16 protein-coding genes and 1 pseudogene are annotated in these 19,494 nt (G+C 50.3%); 15 read left to right on the top strand and 2 right to left on the bottom strand.

Features of this window, described 5'->3' with window-relative positions:
• Nucleotides 1–694 (bottom strand): helix-turn-helix domain-containing protein (locus NR121_RS09515; protein WP_256831122.1); only part of this gene is annotated, 694 nt, incomplete at its 3' end.
• A gap of 472 nt (nt 695–1,166) precedes the next feature.
• On the opposite strand from NR121_RS09515, the gene NR121_RS09510 reads away from it, so the two are divergent.
• The 7 genes and pseudogenes from NR121_RS09510 to NR121_RS09485 all read left to right on the top strand — a co-directional run bounded on the left by NR121_RS09510 (nt 1,167) and on the right by NR121_RS09485 (nt 9,857).
• Nucleotides 1,167–2,501: a cation:dicarboxylate symporter family transporter gene (locus NR121_RS09510; protein WP_256831121.1), complete on the top strand. Its 1,335-nt coding sequence runs from the start codon at nt 1,167–1,169 to the stop codon at nt 2,499–2,501.
• A gap of 1,005 nt (nt 2,502–3,506) precedes the next feature.
• Nucleotides 3,507–3,740: pseudogene (locus NR121_RS25305) on the top strand (FCD domain-containing protein); the annotation flags it as partial.
• A 99-nt stretch (nt 3,741–3,839) separates the two neighbouring features.
• The gene (locus NR121_RS09505; protein ID WP_054817398.1) at nt 3,840–4,634 is read left to right on the top strand and encodes a PleD family two-component system response regulator; all 795 of its coding nucleotides are present in this window, start codon (nt 3,840–3,842) and stop codon (nt 4,632–4,634) included.
• Nucleotides 4,631–5,860, top strand: a complete 1,230-nt coding sequence (locus tag NR121_RS09500; RefSeq protein ID WP_256831120.1) for a glycosyltransferase family 2 protein — start codon at nt 4,631–4,633, stop codon at nt 5,858–5,860. The genes NR121_RS09505 and NR121_RS09500 overlap by 4 nt, the downstream gene beginning before the upstream one ends.
• Before the next feature lie 224 nt (nt 5,861–6,084).
• Nucleotides 6,085–6,648 carry an alkyl hydroperoxide reductase subunit C gene (gene ahpC, locus NR121_RS09495; RefSeq protein WP_062409605.1) on the top strand — a complete coding sequence of 188 codons (564 nt, stop codon included), beginning with the start codon at nt 6,085–6,087 and terminating at the stop codon, nt 6,646–6,648.
• 12 nt (nt 6,649–6,660) lie between these two features.
• Complete coding sequence (ahpF, locus tag NR121_RS09490) at nt 6,661–8,190, top strand: alkyl hydroperoxide reductase subunit F (protein WP_054817399.1); 1,530 nt, start codon at nt 6,661–6,663, stop codon at nt 8,188–8,190.
• A 191-nt stretch (nt 8,191–8,381) separates the two neighbouring features.
• Nucleotides 8,382–9,857 (top strand): protein adenylyltransferase SelO, encoded by a 1,476-nt coding sequence (locus tag NR121_RS09485; RefSeq protein WP_074729894.1) that lies wholly within the window; start codon nt 8,382–8,384, stop codon nt 9,855–9,857.
• A gap of 121 nt (nt 9,858–9,978) precedes the next feature.
• On the opposite strand, the gene pdxR is transcribed toward NR121_RS09485, so the two are convergent.
• Nucleotides 9,979–11,421, bottom strand: coding sequence for a MocR-like pyridoxine biosynthesis transcription factor PdxR (gene pdxR, locus NR121_RS09480; RefSeq protein WP_054817401.1), 1,443 nt, complete (start codon nt 11,419–11,421; stop codon nt 9,979–9,981).
• A gap of 279 nt (nt 11,422–11,700) precedes the next feature.
• Between pdxR and NR121_RS09475 the strand changes: the two genes are divergently transcribed.
• Genes NR121_RS09475 through NR121_RS09440 form a run of 8 tightly spaced genes read left to right on the top strand, consistent with a single transcriptional unit; the run spans nt 11,701 to nt 19,486 of the window.
• Entirely contained in the window at nt 11,701–12,843 is a 1,143-nt protein-coding gene (locus NR121_RS09475) for an MSMEG_0568 family radical SAM protein (RefSeq protein WP_256831119.1), read from the top strand.
• Entirely contained in the window at nt 12,840–13,331 is a 492-nt protein-coding gene (locus NR121_RS09470; protein WP_256831118.1) for an MSMEG_0567/Sll0786 family nitrogen starvation N-acetyltransferase, read from the top strand. The genes NR121_RS09475 and NR121_RS09470 overlap by 4 nt, the downstream gene beginning before the upstream one ends.
• The gene (locus NR121_RS09465) at nt 13,282–14,238 is read left to right on the top strand and encodes an amidohydrolase family protein (protein ID WP_256831117.1); all 957 of its coding nucleotides are present in this window, start codon (nt 13,282–13,284) and stop codon (nt 14,236–14,238) included. Before NR121_RS09470 ends, NR121_RS09465 begins: the two co-directional genes overlap by 50 nt.
• Before the next feature lie 47 nt (nt 14,239–14,285).
• Nucleotides 14,286–14,801, top strand: coding sequence for an MSMEG_0572/Sll0783 family nitrogen starvation response protein (locus NR121_RS09460; protein WP_054817402.1), 516 nt, complete (start codon nt 14,286–14,288; stop codon nt 14,799–14,801).
• 34 nt (nt 14,802–14,835) lie between these two features.
• The gene (locus NR121_RS09455) at nt 14,836–15,759 is read left to right on the top strand and encodes a methylenetetrahydrofolate reductase (protein ID WP_074729890.1); all 924 of its coding nucleotides are present in this window, start codon (nt 14,836–14,838) and stop codon (nt 15,757–15,759) included.
• 5 nt (nt 15,760–15,764) lie between these two features.
• On the top strand, nt 15,765–16,937 hold the full coding sequence (locus NR121_RS09450) for an MSMEG_0565 family glycosyltransferase (protein WP_256831116.1): 1,173 nt from the start codon (nt 15,765–15,767) through the stop codon (nt 16,935–16,937).
• On the top strand, nt 16,930–17,889 hold the full coding sequence (locus tag NR121_RS09445) for a sll0787 family AIR synthase-like protein (protein ID WP_256831115.1): 960 nt from the start codon (nt 16,930–16,932) through the stop codon (nt 17,887–17,889). Before NR121_RS09450 ends, NR121_RS09445 begins: the two co-directional genes overlap by 8 nt.
• On the top strand, nt 17,882–19,486 hold the full coding sequence (locus tag NR121_RS09440; protein ID WP_256831114.1) for a nitrilase-related carbon-nitrogen hydrolase: 1,605 nt from the start codon (nt 17,882–17,884) through the stop codon (nt 19,484–19,486). Before NR121_RS09445 ends, NR121_RS09440 begins: the two co-directional genes overlap by 8 nt.
• Nucleotides 19,487–19,494 lie beyond the last annotated feature (8 nt).

The following is a 19,494-nucleotide window of genomic DNA, read 5'->3' as shown; positions in this document are numbered from 1 at the left end:
AGCCGCGCTGGCGTACATAGGATGCAAATTCATGGGTCAGGATCAAGTCGCCGTAATTTTCACTCGCAAGCAGCAAATGATCTTGGTCGTACACAATCTCCCGGGTCATCCCGCCATAATAAACAAAGGCAAGTTCGTGCGCGTCGATCACGTCCTTGGCGACGAAGGGACGGTCTTGCCAATGGACGAATTTATGCCTGGAGTGGGAAAGAACGAACGTGATGAACCATAACTTCACCGGGTTGCCTTGCAAATTTTTTATTTTCACTTCCCCGAAATCCACTTGCATTTGCTCGCCCATTGGTGGGTCGGCAACCGCTTCATATTGCCTTTGTTGTACCGTTTTAGGGATGCCATGCCTGATTCGGAGTTCTCGGACGTAACTTCTGACGGTGCTCGCTCCGATTTTAAAATCGGCATGGCGCTCTTTCAGCCAGTCCAGGATTTGTGCTGCGGATAGATCCGGGTATTCCCGCAGCCACTGCAAGATTTGCTGCTCATAAGGGTCTAACTTTTTTGCACGGGTTTCAAGCTCTTCCATGAACTGTTTGAATTGATCCGGATTCATACTCAGATATTTGTAAACCGTATTTCTGGAGATATTCAGATTTCGAGCGATCTGAGATATCTTCAACCCTTTTGCTTTTAATTGATGAACAGAGAAATACATATGCCACCTTTCTAAGCGTTTCATCCTCTTCCTCACCCATCATGATGTTTCATCTAGGAATTATGATAGAAAGAGGATGTTAAATGTTCAATCTTATTCAGCAATTTTTGTTGTCTCTATTTTAGCGGTCACACTCCCTCTCACTTGGTCTATGGATCGGAATTTTAACAGAGATTACAGTCGATTTGGACATTTTAGTCGCGAGCTGGTATCAGGAAATTATTCCTGATACCACTCGTTTTTTATTTTACCCGATTCCATTTGATCCAGGCGGATAGAGGGATTGCCGCCCATCAATTCGTTGCGTTTCATGTTATATAAATTAACAAAACCATATCTCAGAAAGCAGATTTTGTGCAATGCAAACAAAGAAAATTTTAATTTTGTTCATTCCGCATGATGAATGTGTAAAACAAACTCATTATAATAAGTTATATAAACGTACAATTAATGTTATGAAAAATTACGTAAAAGGTTAGAAGGAGGAAAAAGAATTATGCATGCGCAAACTGAGAAAATAAAGAAGCCCTTTTATAAAGGCCTGTTTTTTCAGATTATTGCATCGATCGTCGCGGGTATTTTGGTGGGCTATTTTTGGCCGACCATCGGCGTTGCACTAAAGCCGCTAGGCGATGGCTTCATTAAACTGATCAAAATGATTATTGCACCACTTGTTTTTGGAGTTGTTGTCGTTGGTATTGCCAAGGTCGGTGACATAAAAGCCGTCGGAAGAATGGGAGGAAAAACGATCCTCTACTTCGAAATCGTAACAACCTTGGCGCTGATCATCGGCATGGTCGTTGCAAACTTAATGAATCCCGGTGCAGGAATGAATGTCAATACCGATACCCTATCAACGGATGCAGTCACTAAAGCGACCAAGGGCTCGCAGCTTCCCAGCACGACGGATTTCTTCCTGAATATGATTCCGGAAAGCGCCCTCGGAGCGTTCGCAAACAATTCGATATTGCAAGTTTTGCTCATATCTTGTTTATGCGGTTTTGCAATCATCCATATTGGCGGACGGACGTCGGAGGTTCTGGTCGATTTCCTCGAACATGCCAACAAAGTCATGTTTCAAATTATGGGCTATATCATGAAGCTTACGGCGCTAGCGACATTTGGCGCATTGGCCTTCGCCGTCAGTCAGTACGGGATTAACACGCTCCTTTCATTCGGTAAACTGTTTATTGCCATGACCGTCGCGTGTCTTGCCTTTCTCATTATATTAGCCATCATCATGCGGGTATACGTTGGTCTCAGTCTCTGGAAACTAATTCTCTACGTCCGGGAGGAGATTCTTCTCGCGTTTGCAACAGGTTCAACGGAAGCGGTCATGCCGCAGCTGATGAATAAGTTCGAGCGCGCCGGCTGCAATCGCGCTGTTGTCGGACTTGTGGTGCCTACAGGTTATTCGTTCAATCTGGACGGGGCCTCAATCTATTTATCGCTGGCACTGGTTTTTCTCGCCCAAGCAACCGGCACCGATTTGAGCATTGCCGAACAGCTTGTGCTTCTGGGAGTTCTGCTGTTAACGTCCAAGGGGATGGCTGGAATACCGGGCTCCGCATTTGTTGCACTGTCAGCAACTGCGGCGGCAACAGGTTCCATACCGATGGCCGCAGTCGCCCTGATGCTTGCGCCAGACCGATTCATGGGAAATTATCGGACAACAGTCAATATTATAGGGTATGCTGTCGCCACCTTTTTCGTTGCGCGTTGGGAGGGCTTGCTTAATAAGCATCAGGCGGAAAACGCGCTCGACGGTAGACTTACGTACGTTCTCGGTGATACTAACTTTGCAGATGTAAATAAAAAGCCAGCGATCTGAAACGGCTGCTCGAATGGGGCCTTGACGGACAGGAAGAAGCTCGATGGAAGTTATTATTGTTTATTTTAAGTATAAAGAGTTGGTGAAGAGTAACGCGCAATTATCGAATATGCTTTGGAGCTTGGAAGAGAAACGGCAACTCCGGCTGAGGCGAGAAATATTCTGGGTATCAAAAAAAGCTTGATTGCGGAATCAAGCTTTTTTGCCGTATGTACGCCCAGCATGGGCGTCATCTCTACGGTGAAAGTTCGGAATGGGGGCTGGCAAGCCCTACCATTAGCCAAGAGCAAGGATGTCCGTCGCGAGGCGGAATCTGAAGGAAGCTGGAGGCAAACGCACGGCTTGAGGTACACGAACCCAATTAGAGGCGGTTGCAGTCGGATGAGTCACCAATAGCATGATGAAATCCAAAGCTGCCAAGGACTGCAGTCGTAAACTTGGGCAAGCGCGGGCGGAAAGATGACGTTCTTATCTGGGGAGGCCTGTGAAATACGCGAAGTCACTTCATAACCGCAATCGCAAGGTTGCGCTGAATCCGCCAACACTTGACACGATGCGGGGTTCGGCTGCTAGGCATCCCAACCGTCATGAATCCATTCATTATGTGCTCGAATTGTCTGCAGAAATGCCGCCTGCGAAATGGCGGGAAACTGCTTCCTGGTCATTTCTTGGAACGAGCCTCTTACCATTCAAAAATCAATAGGATTGGTTCTGGGCTTTGTTGGAGTCGTTGTCATCAGTCTCGCGGCGGTTTCATAAGGTGAAGTCTCAGGTATTGGGATCGGTGTGCATTTATCTGGTTAACCGAAGGAATCGATAAAAAGATGGTTTCACATTCATATAAACTAAGGTATATATCCAAAAATTATGTATAATTAATATAGATAGAAAGGTGGGGAGTTATTGTGGTAATGAGGGAAATATCATTATCGAAAACGATTCGTACTTATGAGTCGCTGATGACCTTGAGGTTTCCAGACGTCCGGTCATTACAGAGAGCTTCTCAAAATGTCCCGTTCGGAGAAATTGCTTCACATGACACGAAGCCAATGGGATTTAAACGACTTTTTCTTATGCAATATTTCTTCGTTTCCTCCGTATCGGACAAGGAGCATTGCTGAACATCAGCTGATCATCGATAAAATCGCAGAAAAAGATGCGGCGGGTGCGCGTACCCTGATGGAAGCACATATCTCAACTTTCACCTCATTGATCCAAAGAACGTTTACCAATTCATAAGATCGAATACAAAGAACCGTCTAGAATCGCAGTGATTCATGCACGGTTTAATTTTATGCTACAGTTTAAACAACGATTTACTGCTGTAAGGTGACACCTATGAATAAACTTAACTTGTGTTTTATGTTATCCTTCGTCATTTTGTCATTTTTGCTTGCGGCTAGTTACCTGACAAAGCCGGAGCTCATTTTTATGGCCGGTTCGCTCTTGATTATCGGCTTGATTAATGTTATTTTTCGTCCGATGGCGGGTTTTGCGGCATTGATTGCGTATGATTTGGGGCTTGCATTTTATAACATTGCAGCAAATTGGGGCAAAACGGTTGATGTATGGTTCCAAGGGGAGAAGCTTGTGGTACAGCTTATTTATTCGCTTGGGGCAACGGCCGTCTGGCTTTTGATTTATCATATCAATCAATTAAGGGAACGCTTGTTGGCGCTTCAAAAAGAGGTTGAATCATTAAGAAAGCTGGAGCCCGTGACAGGCGTGTTAACATTTGCAGAGTTTATGGAAAGAGCAAAGCTGCTGTTCTCCGGTATGAAGCGCCGCAAAGAAACAGGCTATTACATCATTTGCGAACTACATATGGACAGCAAGGACCCCCAATACAAAAAGCGTGTCGTTTATGAGAAGATGATGGCTAAGCTGCTGGATTCCACAAGAAAAAATTATGACCTCGTCGGTAATTACGGCGGACATCGGGCGATCATATTGTTAACGAACACGAATCAGTCAGGCGTAGAAGTAGTGTTAGACCGGTTTTATAAAAAGATTGCAGAAGATCGCAGCTTGAAGCCGGAGCTGTTCGACATCACGGTGAACGAGCTGGCGATTGACGAATGGGAGCAATTTGAAAAAGTGATTTCCCCTCTAAGAGGGGGCAAAGCCGCATGATGACAATAGTTCTCACCACGATATCAATCAGTTTCTGGCTGTTGCTGCTTTATTACTCGACGCTCACGATATCCGGGGTGTTATACCGTTCCAAGAAACGACAGTTCGTGAGGTTAGAATCTTATCCCAGCGTCGCTGTATTGATCCCGGCTCACAATGAGGGCATTGTCATTGCGGATACTCTGCATGCTATGAGCAAAATCGAGTATCCGGGAGACGTCCAAATTTATTTGCTTAACGACAATTCACAGGATGAAACCGGTGAGATTGCGCAGTATTACGCGGACTCGTTTCCGAATATCCATTATATCCAGGTGCCGCCAGGCACGCCAAAAGGCAAGTCTCGGGTGCTGAACTACGGCATATCGATCAGCGAATCCGAATATATCGCCGTGTATGACGCTGACAATCAGCCTGAGCCGCAAGCGTTACGATTGCTCGTGGAGGCTGCAGAGACAACGCCTAAAGCAGTCGGAGCAGTTGGCTACGTGAAGACGATCAACGAGACCAAGAATGCGTTGACTCGTATGATTGCTTTGGAATTTTCAGCTTTTCAGCTTCTTATGCAATCAGGCCGATGGGGGATGTTCAAGCTCGGCTCTTTAACGGGAACGAACCTTGTCATCAAAAGAGATGCATTGACCCAAGCAGGCGGCTATGATCCCTACGCGTTAGCGGAAGATGCAGATTTAACGTTAACTTTAACGGACTTGGGCGGTCTGTTGCCTATCGTGCCGGAAGCCCGCACTTGGGAACAGGAGCCCGAGAGCTTCAGCATATGGCTGCGGCAGCGGACGCGTTGGATGCAGGGAAACCTTTATTTGATCGAGAAAACGTTAAAGAATCCCCGGCTGTTCAAGGGGAAAAATGTTATTCATTCGGTACAATTACTGACCGTGTATATTCTTTTTGTCGTGTTTCTGCTCGTTTCGGATTTGTGGTTCGTGCTTGGGCTTTTTGGACATGTGGAAGGGAGCTCGACCGTGCCGCTGCTCATCCTTTGGTTTGAGGCCTGGTTAATGTACTTTGTGCAGCTGGTGACCGCGCAAATGTCCGACAAAAAAATAACCCCAATTGACTTGCTTTTTTCGTTCTTGATGTACTTTTCTTACGCTCAGTTCTGGTTGTTTTTATTTCTGAGAGGCATCTACTGCCAAATCAAATTGAAACGCTCTAAGCTTGAACCGGTATGGGATAAGACGGAACGCTTTAAACAAATAACATAAGATCATAAGCAAATGGGCACCTTATTTTATGGAATGGGTTATCGTATTTCCGATGAATCCCTCAATCTTCATAAAAGTTTCATTTTGTCTTCATAGTTCCTTCATGAACAAATGGGCTGTCAGTGATATCATGTCTATATAATTAAATAAGAATCATTATAAATAGCGAAATCAATATAAACAGCTATTTATAATTTTCAAACTACATTTAGGAGGAATGAATTATGTCTCTCATTGGAACTGAAGTAAAACCGTTTAAAGCTCAAGCTTATCACAATGGTAAATTTATCGAAGTAACAGAAGCCGATTTTAAAGGAAAATGGAGTGTAGTTTGCTTCTATCCTGCAGACTTCACATTCGTTTGCCCGACCGAGCTGGAAGATCTTCAAAACCAATACGAAACCTTGAAGTCACTCGGGGTTGAAGTGTATTCCGTTTCAACCGATACCCATTTTACTCATAAAGCATGGCACGACAGCTCGGAAACGATCGGCAAAATTACTTACATTATGATCGGAGATCCTTCACATACGATTTCCCGCAACTTCGATGTGCTGATCGAGTCGGAAGGTCTTGCTGACCGCGGTACGTTTATTATCGACCCGGACGGTATTATCCAAGCCATTGAAATTAACGCCGGCGGCATCGGCCGCGATGCAAGCATTGTTGTAAACAAGGTCAAGGCAGCACAATATGTAAGAAATCATCCAGGTGAAGTTTGCCCGGCAAAATGGCAGGAGGGTGCTGAAACGCTTAAGCCAAGCCTTGATCTTGTAGGAAAGATTTAAGGGGCTGGTCGAATGGTACTGGACGCAGACATTAAGGCACAACTTAACCAATATCTTCAACTCTTGGAAGGCGACGTGCTGATCAAAGTCAGCGCAGGGTCCGATGCGGTGTCTAAGGACATGCTGACCTTGGTGGATGAACTAGCCACCATGTCTTCCAGAATTAAGGTTGAACAAGCCACATTACCGAGAACACCGAGCTTTAGTGTAAATCGTGTGGGGGAAGATACCGGTGTAACCTTTGCCGGTATCCCTCTGGGACATGAATTTACTTCATTGGTGTTGGCTCTGCTGCAGGTTAGCGGTAGAGCTCCAAAGGTTGAACAGAACGTCATTGACCAGATTAAAAACATCAGCGGCGAATATCATTTTGAATCCTATATCAGCCTGAGTTGCCACAACTGCCCCGATGTTGTTCAGGCACTGAACTTGATGAGCATCCTCAATCCGGGCATTACGCATACCATGATTGACGGTGCGGCGTATAAAGCGGAGGCAGAAAGCAAAAACGTCATGGCCGTGCCAACGGTTTACCTCAATGGTGAATTCTTCAGCAGCGGTCGCATGACAATTGAGGATATTCTCGGCAAATTGGGCAGTGCTCCGGATGCTTCGGATTTTGCCGACAAGGCTCCATACGATGTGCTTGTTGTCGGGGGCGGCCCGGCTGGTGCAAGTGCGGCGATCTATGCGGCACGCAAAGGCATTCGCACAGGCATTGTTGCTGAACGTTTTGGTGGTCAGGTTTTGGATACCGTAGGTATAGAGAACTTTATCAGCGTTAAATATACCGAAGGTGCTAAGCTCGCAGCGAGTCTTGAAGAGCACGTGAAAGAGTACGGTATCGATGTGATGAAATCACAGCGCGCCAAGCGTTTGGAGAAAAGGGATTTCATCGAAGTCGAGCTCGAAAACGGCGCTGTTCTAAAGAGCAAGACCGTAATTCTTTCAACGGGTGCCCGTTGGCGCAATGTAGGCGTACCCGGAGAAGAGGAGTTCAAGAACAAAGGTGTAGCTTACTGTCCTCATTGTGACGGTCCTTTGTTTGCAGGAAAACACGTAGCGGTGATCGGCGGCGGTAATTCCGGTATTGAGGCGGCCATTGATCTCGCAGGCATTGCGAGCCATGTCACCGTTCTGGAGTTTATGCCGGAGCTGAAAGCTGATGCTGTACTGCAAGATCGTCTTTACAGTCTGCCTAACGTCACTGTTCTGAAGAACGTTCAAACCAAAGAAATTACCGGTACCGACAAGGTGAACGGTATATCCTATATTGAGCGCGATACAGGAACGGTTCAGCATATTGAACTGGATGGCGTGTTTGTTCAGATCGGTCTTGTACCCAATACCGATTGGTTAGGCGATACGGTCGAACGCAATCGCATCGGGGAGATCGTTGTGAATAGCCACGGCGCTACGAACGTACCTGGCGTGTTTGCTGCAGGCGACTGCACGAACAGTCCGTATAAGCAGATCATTATTTCAATGGGATCGGGTGCTAATGCAGCCCTGGGCGCATTTGATTATCTAATCCGAAATTAATGAATGAGTACAGCAGTTTTTCCTGCACTTATTCGTCAAAAATGGTACATTACGTTTTAACCGAAACGTCCCGCCAAGGGGCGTTTTTCTTTGTTGAACGGCGCTCTATACCTCCATACGATAAACATGAGCCCGACTTATGGTATAGTTCAATGAGGGGATACAAAAAGACAAATGAAAAAGGAGATACGATGACAGAGAAAAAAGCAGCAACCGAAACAGGATGGAACTTCGACAACAGTTATGCTTGCCTGCCGGAATCATTCTTTACCAGGCTTAACCCAACCCCTGTACGCTCACCGAGGTTGATCATTCTTAATGATCGGTTGGCAGCGTCCCTGGGGTTGAGCGTCCAAGCGCTGCAAAGCAATGACGGCGTTGCGGCGCTTGCCGGCAACCGGATTCCCGAAGGCGCCGAGCCTCTGGCTCAAGCTTACGCAGGGCATCAATTCGGGCATTTTACCATGCTGGGGGACGGCCGGGCTCTGCTGCTTGGCGAACAGATCACACCCCTGGGCCAGCGGGTCGATATTCAGCTTAAGGGTTCAGGTAAAACGCCATACTCCCGCCTTGGCGATGGCCGGGCGGCGCTTGGGCCGATGCTGCGCGAATACATCATCAGCGAAGCGATGCATGCGCTGGGTATTCCAACCACCCGCAGCCTGGCTGTGGTGACAACCGGCGAGTCCATAAGGCGTGAAACCGAACAGCCTGGTGCAATTCTGACCCGCGTGGCAGCCAGCCATCTGCGCGTCGGCACCTTTCAATACGTTTCAAATTGGGGTACTGTGGAGGAGCTCCGGACTCTGGCTGATTACACATTGCAAAGACATTTTCCGGAAGTTGAGGCTGATGAGAACCGCTATCTTTCCCTGCTAAAAGAAGTGATCAGGCGTCAGGCCGTGCTGATTGCCAAATGGCAGCTCGTCGGCTTTATTCACGGGGTGATGAACACCGACAACATGGCCATCAGCGGGGAAACCATTGATTATGGTCCGTGCGCCTTCATGGATGCCTATGACCCGGCAACGGTATTCAGCTCCATTGACATTCATGGCCGCTATGCCTATGGCAATCAGCCGTATATTGCCGCGTGGAATCTCGCGAGATTTGCTGAAACCCTATTGCCGCTGCTGCATGCCAACGAGGAGCGGGCTGTAGAACTGGCCCAGGCTGCGATTTCAGATTTTACCGAGTTGTATCGCCGCAATTGGCTCTCGGGAATGAGGGCAAAACTGGGGATCTTTAACGAAGAACAGCAGGATGAATCCCTTATTGAAGAGCTGCTCAATTTGATGAAAGAGCATCGTGCGGACTACACCAATACCTTCCGCGCATTGACGTTTGATAAGCCCGAGGATGCGGTTCTTTTTGGCACCGCGGGCTTTGCCCAGTGGCATGAGCTGTGGCAGGCGAGACTAGGCAGGCAGCAGGAATCAAAAGCCTCCTCGCATCAATTGATGCGCAGCAGCAATCCCGCGCTGATTCCCCGCAACCACCGGGCAGAAGAAGCGCTGGAGGCCGCGGTGAACCAGGGAGACTACAGCGTGATGGAGCGGTTTCTTGATGCTCTTTCGAGCCCCTACGCGCACTCCCCCGAACAGGCTGAGTACTCCACGCCGCCTGCGCCATCAGCCCGTCCTTACCGGACCTTTTGCGGTACCTGATATAGAAAAAAGCATGAGACTGGACGATAAATCATTGAATATGGTTTATCGTCTGTCTCTTCTGTGATCATCATTTTAGCTCCTTGCCGCACAAAAGTTTGGCCGCCATCTGCCGGTTAAGCTATTTCATTACACGTTTAAGGGCATCGGCAAACCGCCGGATGCCTTCCCGGATATCTTGGGTCTCGGTGCGGCTGTAGGTAAATCGCATGAAGCCTTTCTTGGAGCCGAGTGTGGTGCCAGGGGCAAAAATAACGCCGTTTTGAATCGATTCCCTGAAAAGCGCATGTTCATCGCATTCCCCTTTTAGTCCGCACCATAAATGAATGCCGCCTTGAGGCTCGATAAATTCTATGTATGAACCTACCTCGCTACGCAAAGCCTCTACAACTCGATCCCGTTTGTCCCTCAATCCAGCGCGAAGTTGACCGATATGCGCATCAAAACCTTCGGATGCAAGCAGCCGTTCCGATATCCATTGCGGGTAATTCGGATGACCGAAATCGATTTGTTGTTTGGCATCGGCTAAACGGTCAATGACAGGCTGCGGTCCTACAATCCATCCGATTCTTAAACCGGACGCCGCAATTTTGGACAGCGAGCTGATATACAGAATAGCGCCGTCGCGATCCAACGATTTCAGCGGTGCAATGGCCTGTTCTTGAAAACCGGTAATGCTGTAAGGGTCATCTTCGACGATAGGAATGCCATATTGGGTGGAGATTTCGATGATTTTCTTTCTTCTTTCTTCAGACATGGTGGTCCCGGTCGGATTCTGGTAGGTAGGGTTCAAAAACACCATTTTGACCCGGGTTCTTTTATATAACGAGATGATTTCATCCGGATCGATGCCTTCCCGGCCGGGAGACAATAAGAACGTTTTTAAACCCGCCGAATGAAAGATAGGAAGGGAGTAGGCATAGGACGGGTCTTCGATGGCTACGGCATCCCCGGGCTTTAACAGACATTGAATAATCAGATGCAGCGCTTGCTGGGCGCCGGAAGTAATAATGATGGAGGAAGGGGTCGTTTCAATGCGCCTGTATTTCCGCAGGTGGGCGGATATCGTTTCCCGCAGCTTTATATTCCCCTGCATGTGCTCATAACCCAAGTAGTCGTTGATTTCCATGGAACGATGGATGTCCTGCATGAGCTTGACAGGCTGAAGATCGGGCGCCAATTCCCCGATAGCGAAATTGATGACGTGATCTCTGGACTGGATAATCTGATAGATTTGCTGGTTAATCGGGTTATTGATCTGGAAAAAGCCGCTTTTTACATATTGCCCCCAATTCGGAATTCGCTTCTGAGGTCCTTCTCCCCATAACGCTTGGCTCACTACCGTGCCGATCCCCTTCACCTTCTTGACGAGTCCGCTCGCAAGCAGCTCATCATAAGCCGCGATGACGGTTCCGCGATTCACGCCTAGTTCTGCCGCGAGAAAACGCTCCGAAGGAAGACAGCTTCCGCTCGGATATTCCCCGTTCATAATCCGGGTTTCCATATAATCGGCAATTTGCTTATAGATCGGCACGCTTTCTACTTTGTTTGGCTTCCATTCCATAGCATCCTCCATACGGTTGAGCATGCAGTCCTAACCATCGGATTGTTGCTCGAATCAAAATCATTACACGTCATCATTATACATCAATGTAATGTATTCTTCCATAAATTTGGTTTTTATTTTTTAAATTACGAATGATGTAAAGTATTTTATGGATTTTAAGTGGATGAGTAAAAAAATCGCGTACTGGATGAGGTGATTTTACAAATTATTCAGTAATATATGTTATATAAGTTAACAAATATAAATTGGACGTCAATGAAAGAAGGGATGGGTACTATGACTCCGGATGATCATGCTGATGAAAGGGAAGAAATACTGAGCCAATCCCGCTCCAACTGGTTGGTGGATATTCAGAACAAGGGCTTGCGCACGAACGGACTTATTGAAGGCGGCAGACGCGGGGGCGCGGGCCCGTCGGACGACCGGGCGTTTATACTGGGAGACCGGACGGTGATGGTGCCGACCTTCAACGGTCCGGCGGCCTCCTCGCCCTACTCCCTTGTTCGTACGGAAAAGGGGCTGACCTTGCAATATAACGGCAAAAAGCTGATGTATGTAGATCCGGTCGCTCGTCCCAAATTTTATGACCGGACAACGAAGGACGGCATTCCGTACAACAAGATAGCGGTGCTTCACAGCTCCGATGTGCTGGCAAGCACAGTCATTCAAAGCTGTATCCGGTGGGCTCCGAGTCAGAGATGCAAGTTTTGCGCGATCGGCCACTCTCTGGAAGCGGGAACTACCGTCGCCATGAAAACACCCGAGCAGCTGGCGGAGGTTGTCCAGGCGGCTGAGGAATTGGACGGCATCAAGCAGGTTACGCTGACAACCGGCACGCCGAACGAGACGGACCGGGGAGCGTTATACTTGGCTGAATGCGTCAAAGCCATCCGTAAGGTCAGCCGGCTTCCGGTACAGGTTCAATGCGAGCCTCCCGATGACGAGGCGCTGTATCAGGTGCTGAAGGATGCGGGGGCCACAACGATAGGGCTTCACGTCGAGTCTTTCGATGAAGAGGTTCGCCGCAGGATGATGCCGTCCAAGTCTGAGATCACTCTGGAAACCTACTTTAGAGCGTTCGAAAAGGCCGTATCCGTCTTCGGCAGAAATCAGGTCAGCACGTATGTCATCCTCGGAATGGGGGAGCGTATCGAGAACATATTGGAAGGCTGCCGGCGTGCGGCGCAGCTTGGGGTTTATCCGTTCGTCGTCCCTTTAAGGCCGCTGCAAGGAACGTTACTGGAAGATGCCTTGCCGCCAACCAGCGAATACATGGAGGAGGCCTATCGCAATGTGGCCGCCATTTTGGCAGAGGAGGGGCTGTCGTCTGAAGCCAATCAAGCAGGCTGCGCAAAATGCGGAGCATGCTCGGCCCTCTCCTCCTTCGAAAAATGGGGGACATCCGGGGTGGGCCTATGAAAAGCTGTCAGGTGCGTATAGCCAAAACGGAGCATGAGCTTGAAGCCGCATTGTCCCTGCGGCGGCAGGTATTTGTTGACGAGCAGCATTTATTCGATGGAACCGACGCCGATGAGCACGATCCGGCATCGATCTACATTAACGCCTGGAAGAATGGAGAGACGTTAATGGGAACCGTTCGCTGCTACGCAGACAACGACGACCCTACCCTATGGTGGGGAGGACGACTTGCCGTCAAACCGGAATTCCGGTTGAGGGGGGTTGGGGTATATTTGATCGAAGCCGCTGTAGAAGAAATGAGGCTTCGGGGCGTACGGCGTTTTTTGGCAAAAGTGCAGCAGCAAAATGTGAAGCTTTTTGAAAAGCTAGGTTGGAAAACGGTGGGCGGACTGATTTGGATACATGATCACCCGCATCACATCATGGAGGCGAATTTGCATGTGTATGATGCATCAGGCAGGAAGCAGCGTCAGTTTATCCAAGGTTGAATCGATCGCCCGGGTACCGGAGGAGTATGCATACGATATTCCGCTGACCATGGGATTTGGCCGAAAGGTGTTCAGCGTGCATAATCATGTCGGCCATCTGGAGCCTTGGCCGTTCTATGAGTCGGAGGTGCCGGTTTCGCCCGCCGATCCCGGCCCTGCAACGGCGGAAGAACTGGATCATTTCATGAAGTGCCGCGGTATGGAGAAGACCCTGATTATTCCGAACTACGGTATTCCCGTTCAGGCTCAACCCTTTTCCCACAATGAACTGGTCGTGCGCTTATGCCGGCAGGGAGGAGGCAAGGTCGCCGGAGCCTTATGGGTTTCGGGACTTCCGCAGAATCGGGAGCTGACTGAAAACGCGCTTACGCTTTTGGAGGAGCCGGGCATTGCCGCTTTGAAGATGAGCTATCTGCTTGGAGGGACAGCCGACCCCCGCAAGTGGGATGAGGCGACGACGAAGCTGCACGAAACGATTTTTCGGGCGGCGATGGAAAAGGATATTCCGATTCATTTCCATACCAGCCCGGGCGGGGGCTCGGATATACTGGGATTTTTTGAAATCATCAAGCGGTGGGGTAAGGAGTTGAAAATACATCTTGTTCACATGGGCGGCGGCGTCAGCGGGCATATCCGGCTGCTCTCCCGCTGGTCGGAGCTGATTGAAGGCGGCTACCGGGTCTATCTGGATACGAGCTGGGCCATCGGCTTTGCTGTCCGCAAGCTGCTTCAGGAGGTCGATCGGACAGGGATAGGCGCCGATCGCATTATGTTCGGCTGCGACGAGCCTTGGAGCGACTATGAAAGCGAGTTTTGGAAAATTCAAGGAGCGCGTATCTCTGAAGAAATCAAAGAGAGAATCTTCTGGGGTAACGCCCAAGAGCAATATTTCAGCAAGCTGGCTTAGGGCCCAGCCCTTAACCATATAAAAAATATCGAGAGGAAGATGAATCTATGACTGCCAACTTTACTGAGAACGAATTGAAATCGATGAATGAAATTCCGCACCCGTCCTTGCCGGTTGGGACGAAGCTGTACGGCGGCACCAAGGTATTTCCGGATTATAAGGCCAATCCCGGCGAAAAGTTTCTTGCGCTGGTGCACGGAATTGCCCATGAGTCGTCCCTGTCTTATGTAGCCATCCTGCAGGCCATCCGCGCCCAGCGCAAAGGGTACGAAACCGCCATTTATTTTTATGGAACCGGCGCGATGAATGCGATGGCTACCCGGGGCTTCCCTACGGTCGGCAGCGCCGCTTTCGGAGGCCAGCTGAATTACAATGAATCGTTAGCGACTTTTATTAAAGAAGGCGGAAAAGTGTACGTGTGCCGGTTCGGTCTCGGTTTGCACGGTTTGCGCGAAGAAGACCTCATTGAGGGGACGATCCCGGTTCATCCGCTTGATCTTCAGGATTGTCTCATTGAATACTCCCGGGCTGGAGCGTTTATTCTGAGTACGTTCCAAATTTAATCATCATTCCGTCAGAAAGAGCAGGTGGGTAACGATGACGATCCTTTTGGAAAAAGGGCGATTGAATCCCGATCACTTCGCGGTAACCGCCGAGCTTGTTCCGCCGAGGGATTGGAACCCTCGCCCCCTCGTTGAACAAGCGGTACGTTACCGCGGATATGTGGATGCAGTCGATTTAAGCGACAATTTGCTTGCGATCGCCAGGCTTTCGCCGGTAGTCGGCGCCTTTTTCGTACGTCAGGTCGGCGTGGAGCCAATTGTACAAATCAACCTCCGCGATCGGAATCGAATGGGAATTCAGAGCGATCTGATGGGGCTTGCCGCCATCGGAGTGAAAAATATTACGATCCTGGGAGGTTACCCGGCTAAGGTAGGTACGGAGCCAAACGCCAAAGAAGTCTATGATCTGGAGACGATGGAGCTCGTGCGCTACGCCAGAATTTTTTCCGATGAAGGGAAGCTTTTTGACGGAACGCCGATGCAGGAGCCTCCCCAATTTTCGATCGGTACGGTTGAAAATATTGCAGGCAAACCGATTAAGGAACTCATTGACCGTTTGGAGGCGAAGGCGGACAGCGGAACGAGCTTTGTTCGCACTCAGTTGGTTTTCGATATGGACCTGATCGGAGAATGGATGGAAGAGGCAAGGCGGCGCGGACTGCATGAGCGGGTCACTATCATGGCCAGCATCCTGCCTCTGCGTAATGCCGATCATGTAGGGAAGGCGCTTCGGATTCCCGGCGTTGTGATCCCCGATTCGCTGCATGCAAGACTCGCCGCTTCACACTCGAGCGAAGAGGGCCTGCATATTGCCGCCGAACTGATTAAGCAGCTTCGGCAGATCGAAGGCATCCGGGGCATCCATATCCGGCCGATCGGCGGGGCGGAAGACAGCGTGAACAAGGTCGTTCAATACGCGGGGCTGCTGCAAAGCTCCACGGCGGCTGCCAGCGCATAGGTGATATGTACGAAAGGGTGTGGCGTCAGGTGAATGTCGCTCTATATACCTACAACACAAAGCCCAGAGGCGGGGTGGTACACACGCTGGCCTTAGCCGAGGCATTGAAAGAACAGGGATGTTCGGTTACGGTCTTTGCTTTGGGCTTAAACGGCACAAAGCAGTTTTACCGTCCGGTGGGTACGGAAACAACTGTGTTCCCGTTTGAAACCAGGGAACATGAGGGATTTGAAGACCGCATCCTTCGTTACATCGAAACGTATACCGACGCGTTAGAGAAGGAGCGGTTGGAGGCATTCGACATTCATCATGCGCAGGATTGTATCAGCGCCAATGCATTGACCCGACTTGGAAAGAAGGGCCTCATTTCCTTCTTTCTCCGTACGGTCCATCATTTGGACGATTTCGTTACCCCGGCCTTGGTGGAATGCCAGCATCAATCGGTGCTTCAGCCGAGGGCCATCGTCACGGTCAGCCAAAGTTGGAAGGAAAAGCTGGAAAGCCTGTATTCGCGTTCATCGACGGTGATCCACAACGGCGTGGACGAGCGGTTCTTCACTTCCGATGAAAGCTCCATCGATACGGAGACGTTGGCCCCCTTAAAGGGGAAGATCGTTTACTTAACCATTGGGGGCATCGAACCCCGCAAAAACACGATCGAAACGCTTCGGGCTTTTGTTGAAGTAAAACAGCGTATTCCTCAAGCCGTGCTTGTCATCGCAGGGGGTACGACGCTGTTCGATTACCGGCCTTATCGTACCGGGTTCGAACGTTTGCTGGAAAGCCTGCCTGCTGAGATCAGGTCGGACGTGCGCATCATCCCCTCTCCCGATGATCGGACAGTCAAGCATTTATACCGGTTAGCGCATGTGTATCTTCAGCCTTCGATCAAGGAAGGCTGGGGGCTGTCCATTCTTGAAGCCATGGCCAGCGGAACTCCTGTTGTTGCTTCCAATATTGAAGTGTTTCAAGAATTTATGACGCATGAACATAACGCGCTGCTTTCAGATCCCATGGATTCAGGGGCTATCGCTGCCAATATGCTTCGTTTAACCCATGACCCCGCCTTGGCCGACCGTTTGCGCAAAAATGCCGGAATGACGGCCCGTCAATATACTTGGCCGCAAACGGCCGGAGGTCATATCAACTTGTATCGGAGGGTGCTGTCGAATGAATGAGTTAAGCAGGCTTGTGAGCCACCTGGCGGAATCCTCCGGATTTCGCAGAAAGAAGGATATTCAGATTCCCCTGCAAAAGTTCCAGTGGGATCCAAACGCTATGCTGGACCCGATCGGCGATGATGCCGCCGTGCTTCCAAGTGCCGAGGGTTACTTGTTGATGTCGTGTGACGGAATCATTCCTGGGCTGGTGAAGGAGGATCCGCTCTGGGCGGGTTACTGCGCAGTGCTCGTAAGCGTAAGCGATATTTACGCCATGGGCGGCCGGCCTGTGGCTATGGTGAATATGCTGAGCGCTTCGGATGAAGCGACAGCTTCTTTGATCGCCGAGGGAATGGCGGAAGGGTGCCGCAAGCTGGGGGTGCCTATGGTCGGAGGGCATTATTTGCCCGAGGAAACCGAAGGGGTGGCGACGGCCATCATCGGCAGAGCCACCCATCTTCTGCGGGCATCGAGCGGCAGGGCCGGGCAAGCTTTGATCGCTGCGGTAGATTTGGATGGAACCCCTTATAAACATTATTTACAGTGGGACTGCACCAGCGCCAAAGAACCTTGGGCATTGTTGAAAAAACTGGAGCTGCTTCCTGCCATTGCGGAGAAGGGGCTGGCCGTCGCCGCCAGAGACATCAGCAATGCAGGATTGTTAGGAACACTTGCGATGCTGGCGGAAAATGCCGGCTGCGGTGCTTATGTCCATATCGACCGTGTGCCGAAACCGGAGGCCGTGGAGCTCGAACGATGGCTGCAAATGTTTCCCGGGTATGGTTTCATTCTGGCGGCGGATGCTGAGCATACGGAGGAGATCCTATCGATTTTTGCCAAGGAGGGAATCACCGCCGCCGTCGTTGGCGAATTGACTTCGGATACCCGGGTGCTTGTCGGGAACGGTGCGGAGGAAGTGGTGTTGATCGATTGGGCGAATGAATCCCTGGTGGTGGCCCGGCATGGATAGGAAAGCGCGCATTCCGTCAGGTTTCAAAGCGGCGGCGATTCAATTCAATCCGTCGCTCGGGGACACGTCATTGAACCGCGAGCGCATGGCCTGTCTTCTCCGGGAAGCGGCTGCAAACGGCGCCCGGCTCGTCGTATTTCCGGAAATGTCCTCCAGCGGGTATGTGTGGAAGAACCGGGAGGAAATCGCCCCCTATGTCGAAACGATCCCGGGTCCGACTACGGAAGCCCTTTGCTCTGTAACCCGGGAGTATGGCTGCTATGCCGTCGCTGGCTTGCCGGAAGTCGATCCCTCCACAGGCGCGTACTATAACTCCGCCGTTCTTATAGGGCCGGAGGGCGTGGTTGGGAGCTATCGGAAAACGCACCTCTTCGCAGCCGATCCGCGATGGGCCAGGGAAGGCAATGAGGGGTTTCCTGTCTTTTCCACCCCCATAGGAAACATAGCTATGCTGATCTGCATGGATGCGATGTACTTTGAGCCTGCCCGGATCGCGGCGTTAGAAGAAGCGGACGTGATCGCTTTTCCGACAAACTGGGTTGGCAGCGGGAATGGCGGACCAAGCAAGACTTGGTGCTTGCGCGCGAAGGAGAATGGTTTGTGCTGGATTGCGGCGAACCGCTCGGATACGGAACGAGGCGCCCGATTTACGGGAGGAAGCGCAATTATCGATGCCGATGGGTCCGTTCAGGAGTCGCTGATATCGGGTGAAGGGTTTGTCTACGGGACGGTTCGGGCTGATCCGGACAAGAGAAAGAGAATCCTGAGAGGCCGGAGACCGGAAGCGTATCAAGAGATTTTGCTTCACCCGTATCTTTGGAAAGAAGGGGAAACGCGTCCAATCGGAGAACCGTCTCCATTTGAAGTCGTCGTCCTTCCGCTGGACATGAATGGGGATGGATCTGGAACCCTCGATCAATTGAGGCAATCGCTGGAGTCGGTTCAGCCGCGTTTAATGACCACCAATCGTTTATATGTCCTTCCTGAGATCGGTACAGCCGCCTTGGGCGCCTTGGGAACGGATCGGGCGGAAAAGCTTTTACACGAGCTTCAGCTGTTGGCCGGGTTATTCCGAGGTTATATCGCCCTGAGCGTCTTGGCATCTGATTCGGGAGAATGTGCCATGTACTTAGTCGGTCCTGAAGGGGTCGTCGGTTCCTATAAACAGGTTCATCACAAGCTCCATCGGGAATGCACCGGATTCCGCACCTTTGAAGTTCCTTTCGGGAGGGTGGGTATTCTGACCGGGAGGGATGCCGATTATCCGGAAGCTTATCGCGTGTTGGCCAAGCAAGGGGCGGATATCATTGCAGTCAGCGGTTCGGGACAGCATGACAGCGAAATCTGGATGAAGCGCATTTGGGCGTTCGAGAACGATGCGATATTAGCATGCGCTGTGCCTGCAGGCTCTTCCGGAAGTATGCTGTTTTTGCATCGTCAGGTGGCCTTGGAAGGAATAGAGCCTCCGGAACCTTATGTGCAGGCCTTCCAGCCTGAAATGATGGCTGTAGCCGGAAGCAGGCCATTCCTACGGCGGATGAAAACGCATTTGTATGACCGGCTGGTCATGGCTGAACCACAAAGCTTGAAAGGATGAGAACCGGA

The sequence above is a fragment of the Paenibacillus sp. Pae15 genome (assembly GCF_024519685.1).
GTDB classification, from domain to species: domain Bacteria; phylum Bacillota; class Bacilli; order Paenibacillales; family NBRC-103111; genus Paenibacillus_G; species Paenibacillus_G naphthalenovorans.
Note: the sequence above shows the minus strand (reverse complement) of the source record. Positions and strands in the feature narration are given on the sequence as shown.

What these genes read in the sequence shown, in the direction of transcription:
- NR121_RS09450 (WP_256831116.1), top strand. Translation starts at nt 15,765, where the DNA reads ATGTACGAAAGGGTGTGGCGTCAGGTGAATGTCGCTCTATATACCTAC.
- NR121_RS09475 (WP_256831119.1), top strand. Translation starts at nt 11,701, where the DNA reads ATGACTCCGGATGATCATGCTGATGAAAGGGAAGAAATACTGAGCCAA.
- NR121_RS09500 (WP_256831120.1), top strand. Translation starts at nt 4,631, where the DNA reads ATGATGACAATAGTTCTCACCACGATATCAATCAGTTTCTGGCTGTTG.
- NR121_RS09445 (WP_256831115.1), top strand. Translation starts at nt 16,930, where the DNA reads ATGAATGAGTTAAGCAGGCTTGTGAGCCACCTGGCGGAATCCTCCGGA.
- NR121_RS09485 (WP_074729894.1), top strand. Translation starts at nt 8,382, where the DNA reads ATGACAGAGAAAAAAGCAGCAACCGAAACAGGATGGAACTTCGACAAC.
- NR121_RS09510 (WP_256831121.1), top strand. Translation starts at nt 1,167, where the DNA reads ATGCATGCGCAAACTGAGAAAATAAAGAAGCCCTTTTATAAAGGCCTG.
- pdxR (WP_054817401.1), bottom strand. Translation starts at nt 11,421, where the DNA reads ATGGAATGGAAGCCAAACAAAGTAGAAAGCGTGCCGATCTATAAGCAA.
- ahpC (WP_062409605.1), top strand. Translation starts at nt 6,085, where the DNA reads ATGTCTCTCATTGGAACTGAAGTAAAACCGTTTAAAGCTCAAGCTTAT.
- ahpF (WP_054817399.1), top strand. Translation starts at nt 6,661, where the DNA reads ATGGTACTGGACGCAGACATTAAGGCACAACTTAACCAATATCTTCAA.
- NR121_RS09465 (WP_256831117.1), top strand. Translation starts at nt 13,282, where the DNA reads ATGTGTATGATGCATCAGGCAGGAAGCAGCGTCAGTTTATCCAAGGTT.
- NR121_RS09505 (WP_054817398.1), top strand. Translation starts at nt 3,840, where the DNA reads ATGAATAAACTTAACTTGTGTTTTATGTTATCCTTCGTCATTTTGTCA.
- NR121_RS09440 (WP_256831114.1), top strand. Translation starts at nt 17,882, where the DNA reads ATGGATAGGAAAGCGCGCATTCCGTCAGGTTTCAAAGCGGCGGCGATT.
- NR121_RS09460 (WP_054817402.1), top strand. Translation starts at nt 14,286, where the DNA reads ATGACTGCCAACTTTACTGAGAACGAATTGAAATCGATGAATGAAATT.
- NR121_RS09455 (WP_074729890.1), top strand. Translation starts at nt 14,836, where the DNA reads ATGACGATCCTTTTGGAAAAAGGGCGATTGAATCCCGATCACTTCGCG.
- NR121_RS09470 (WP_256831118.1), top strand. Translation starts at nt 12,840, where the DNA reads ATGAAAAGCTGTCAGGTGCGTATAGCCAAAACGGAGCATGAGCTTGAA.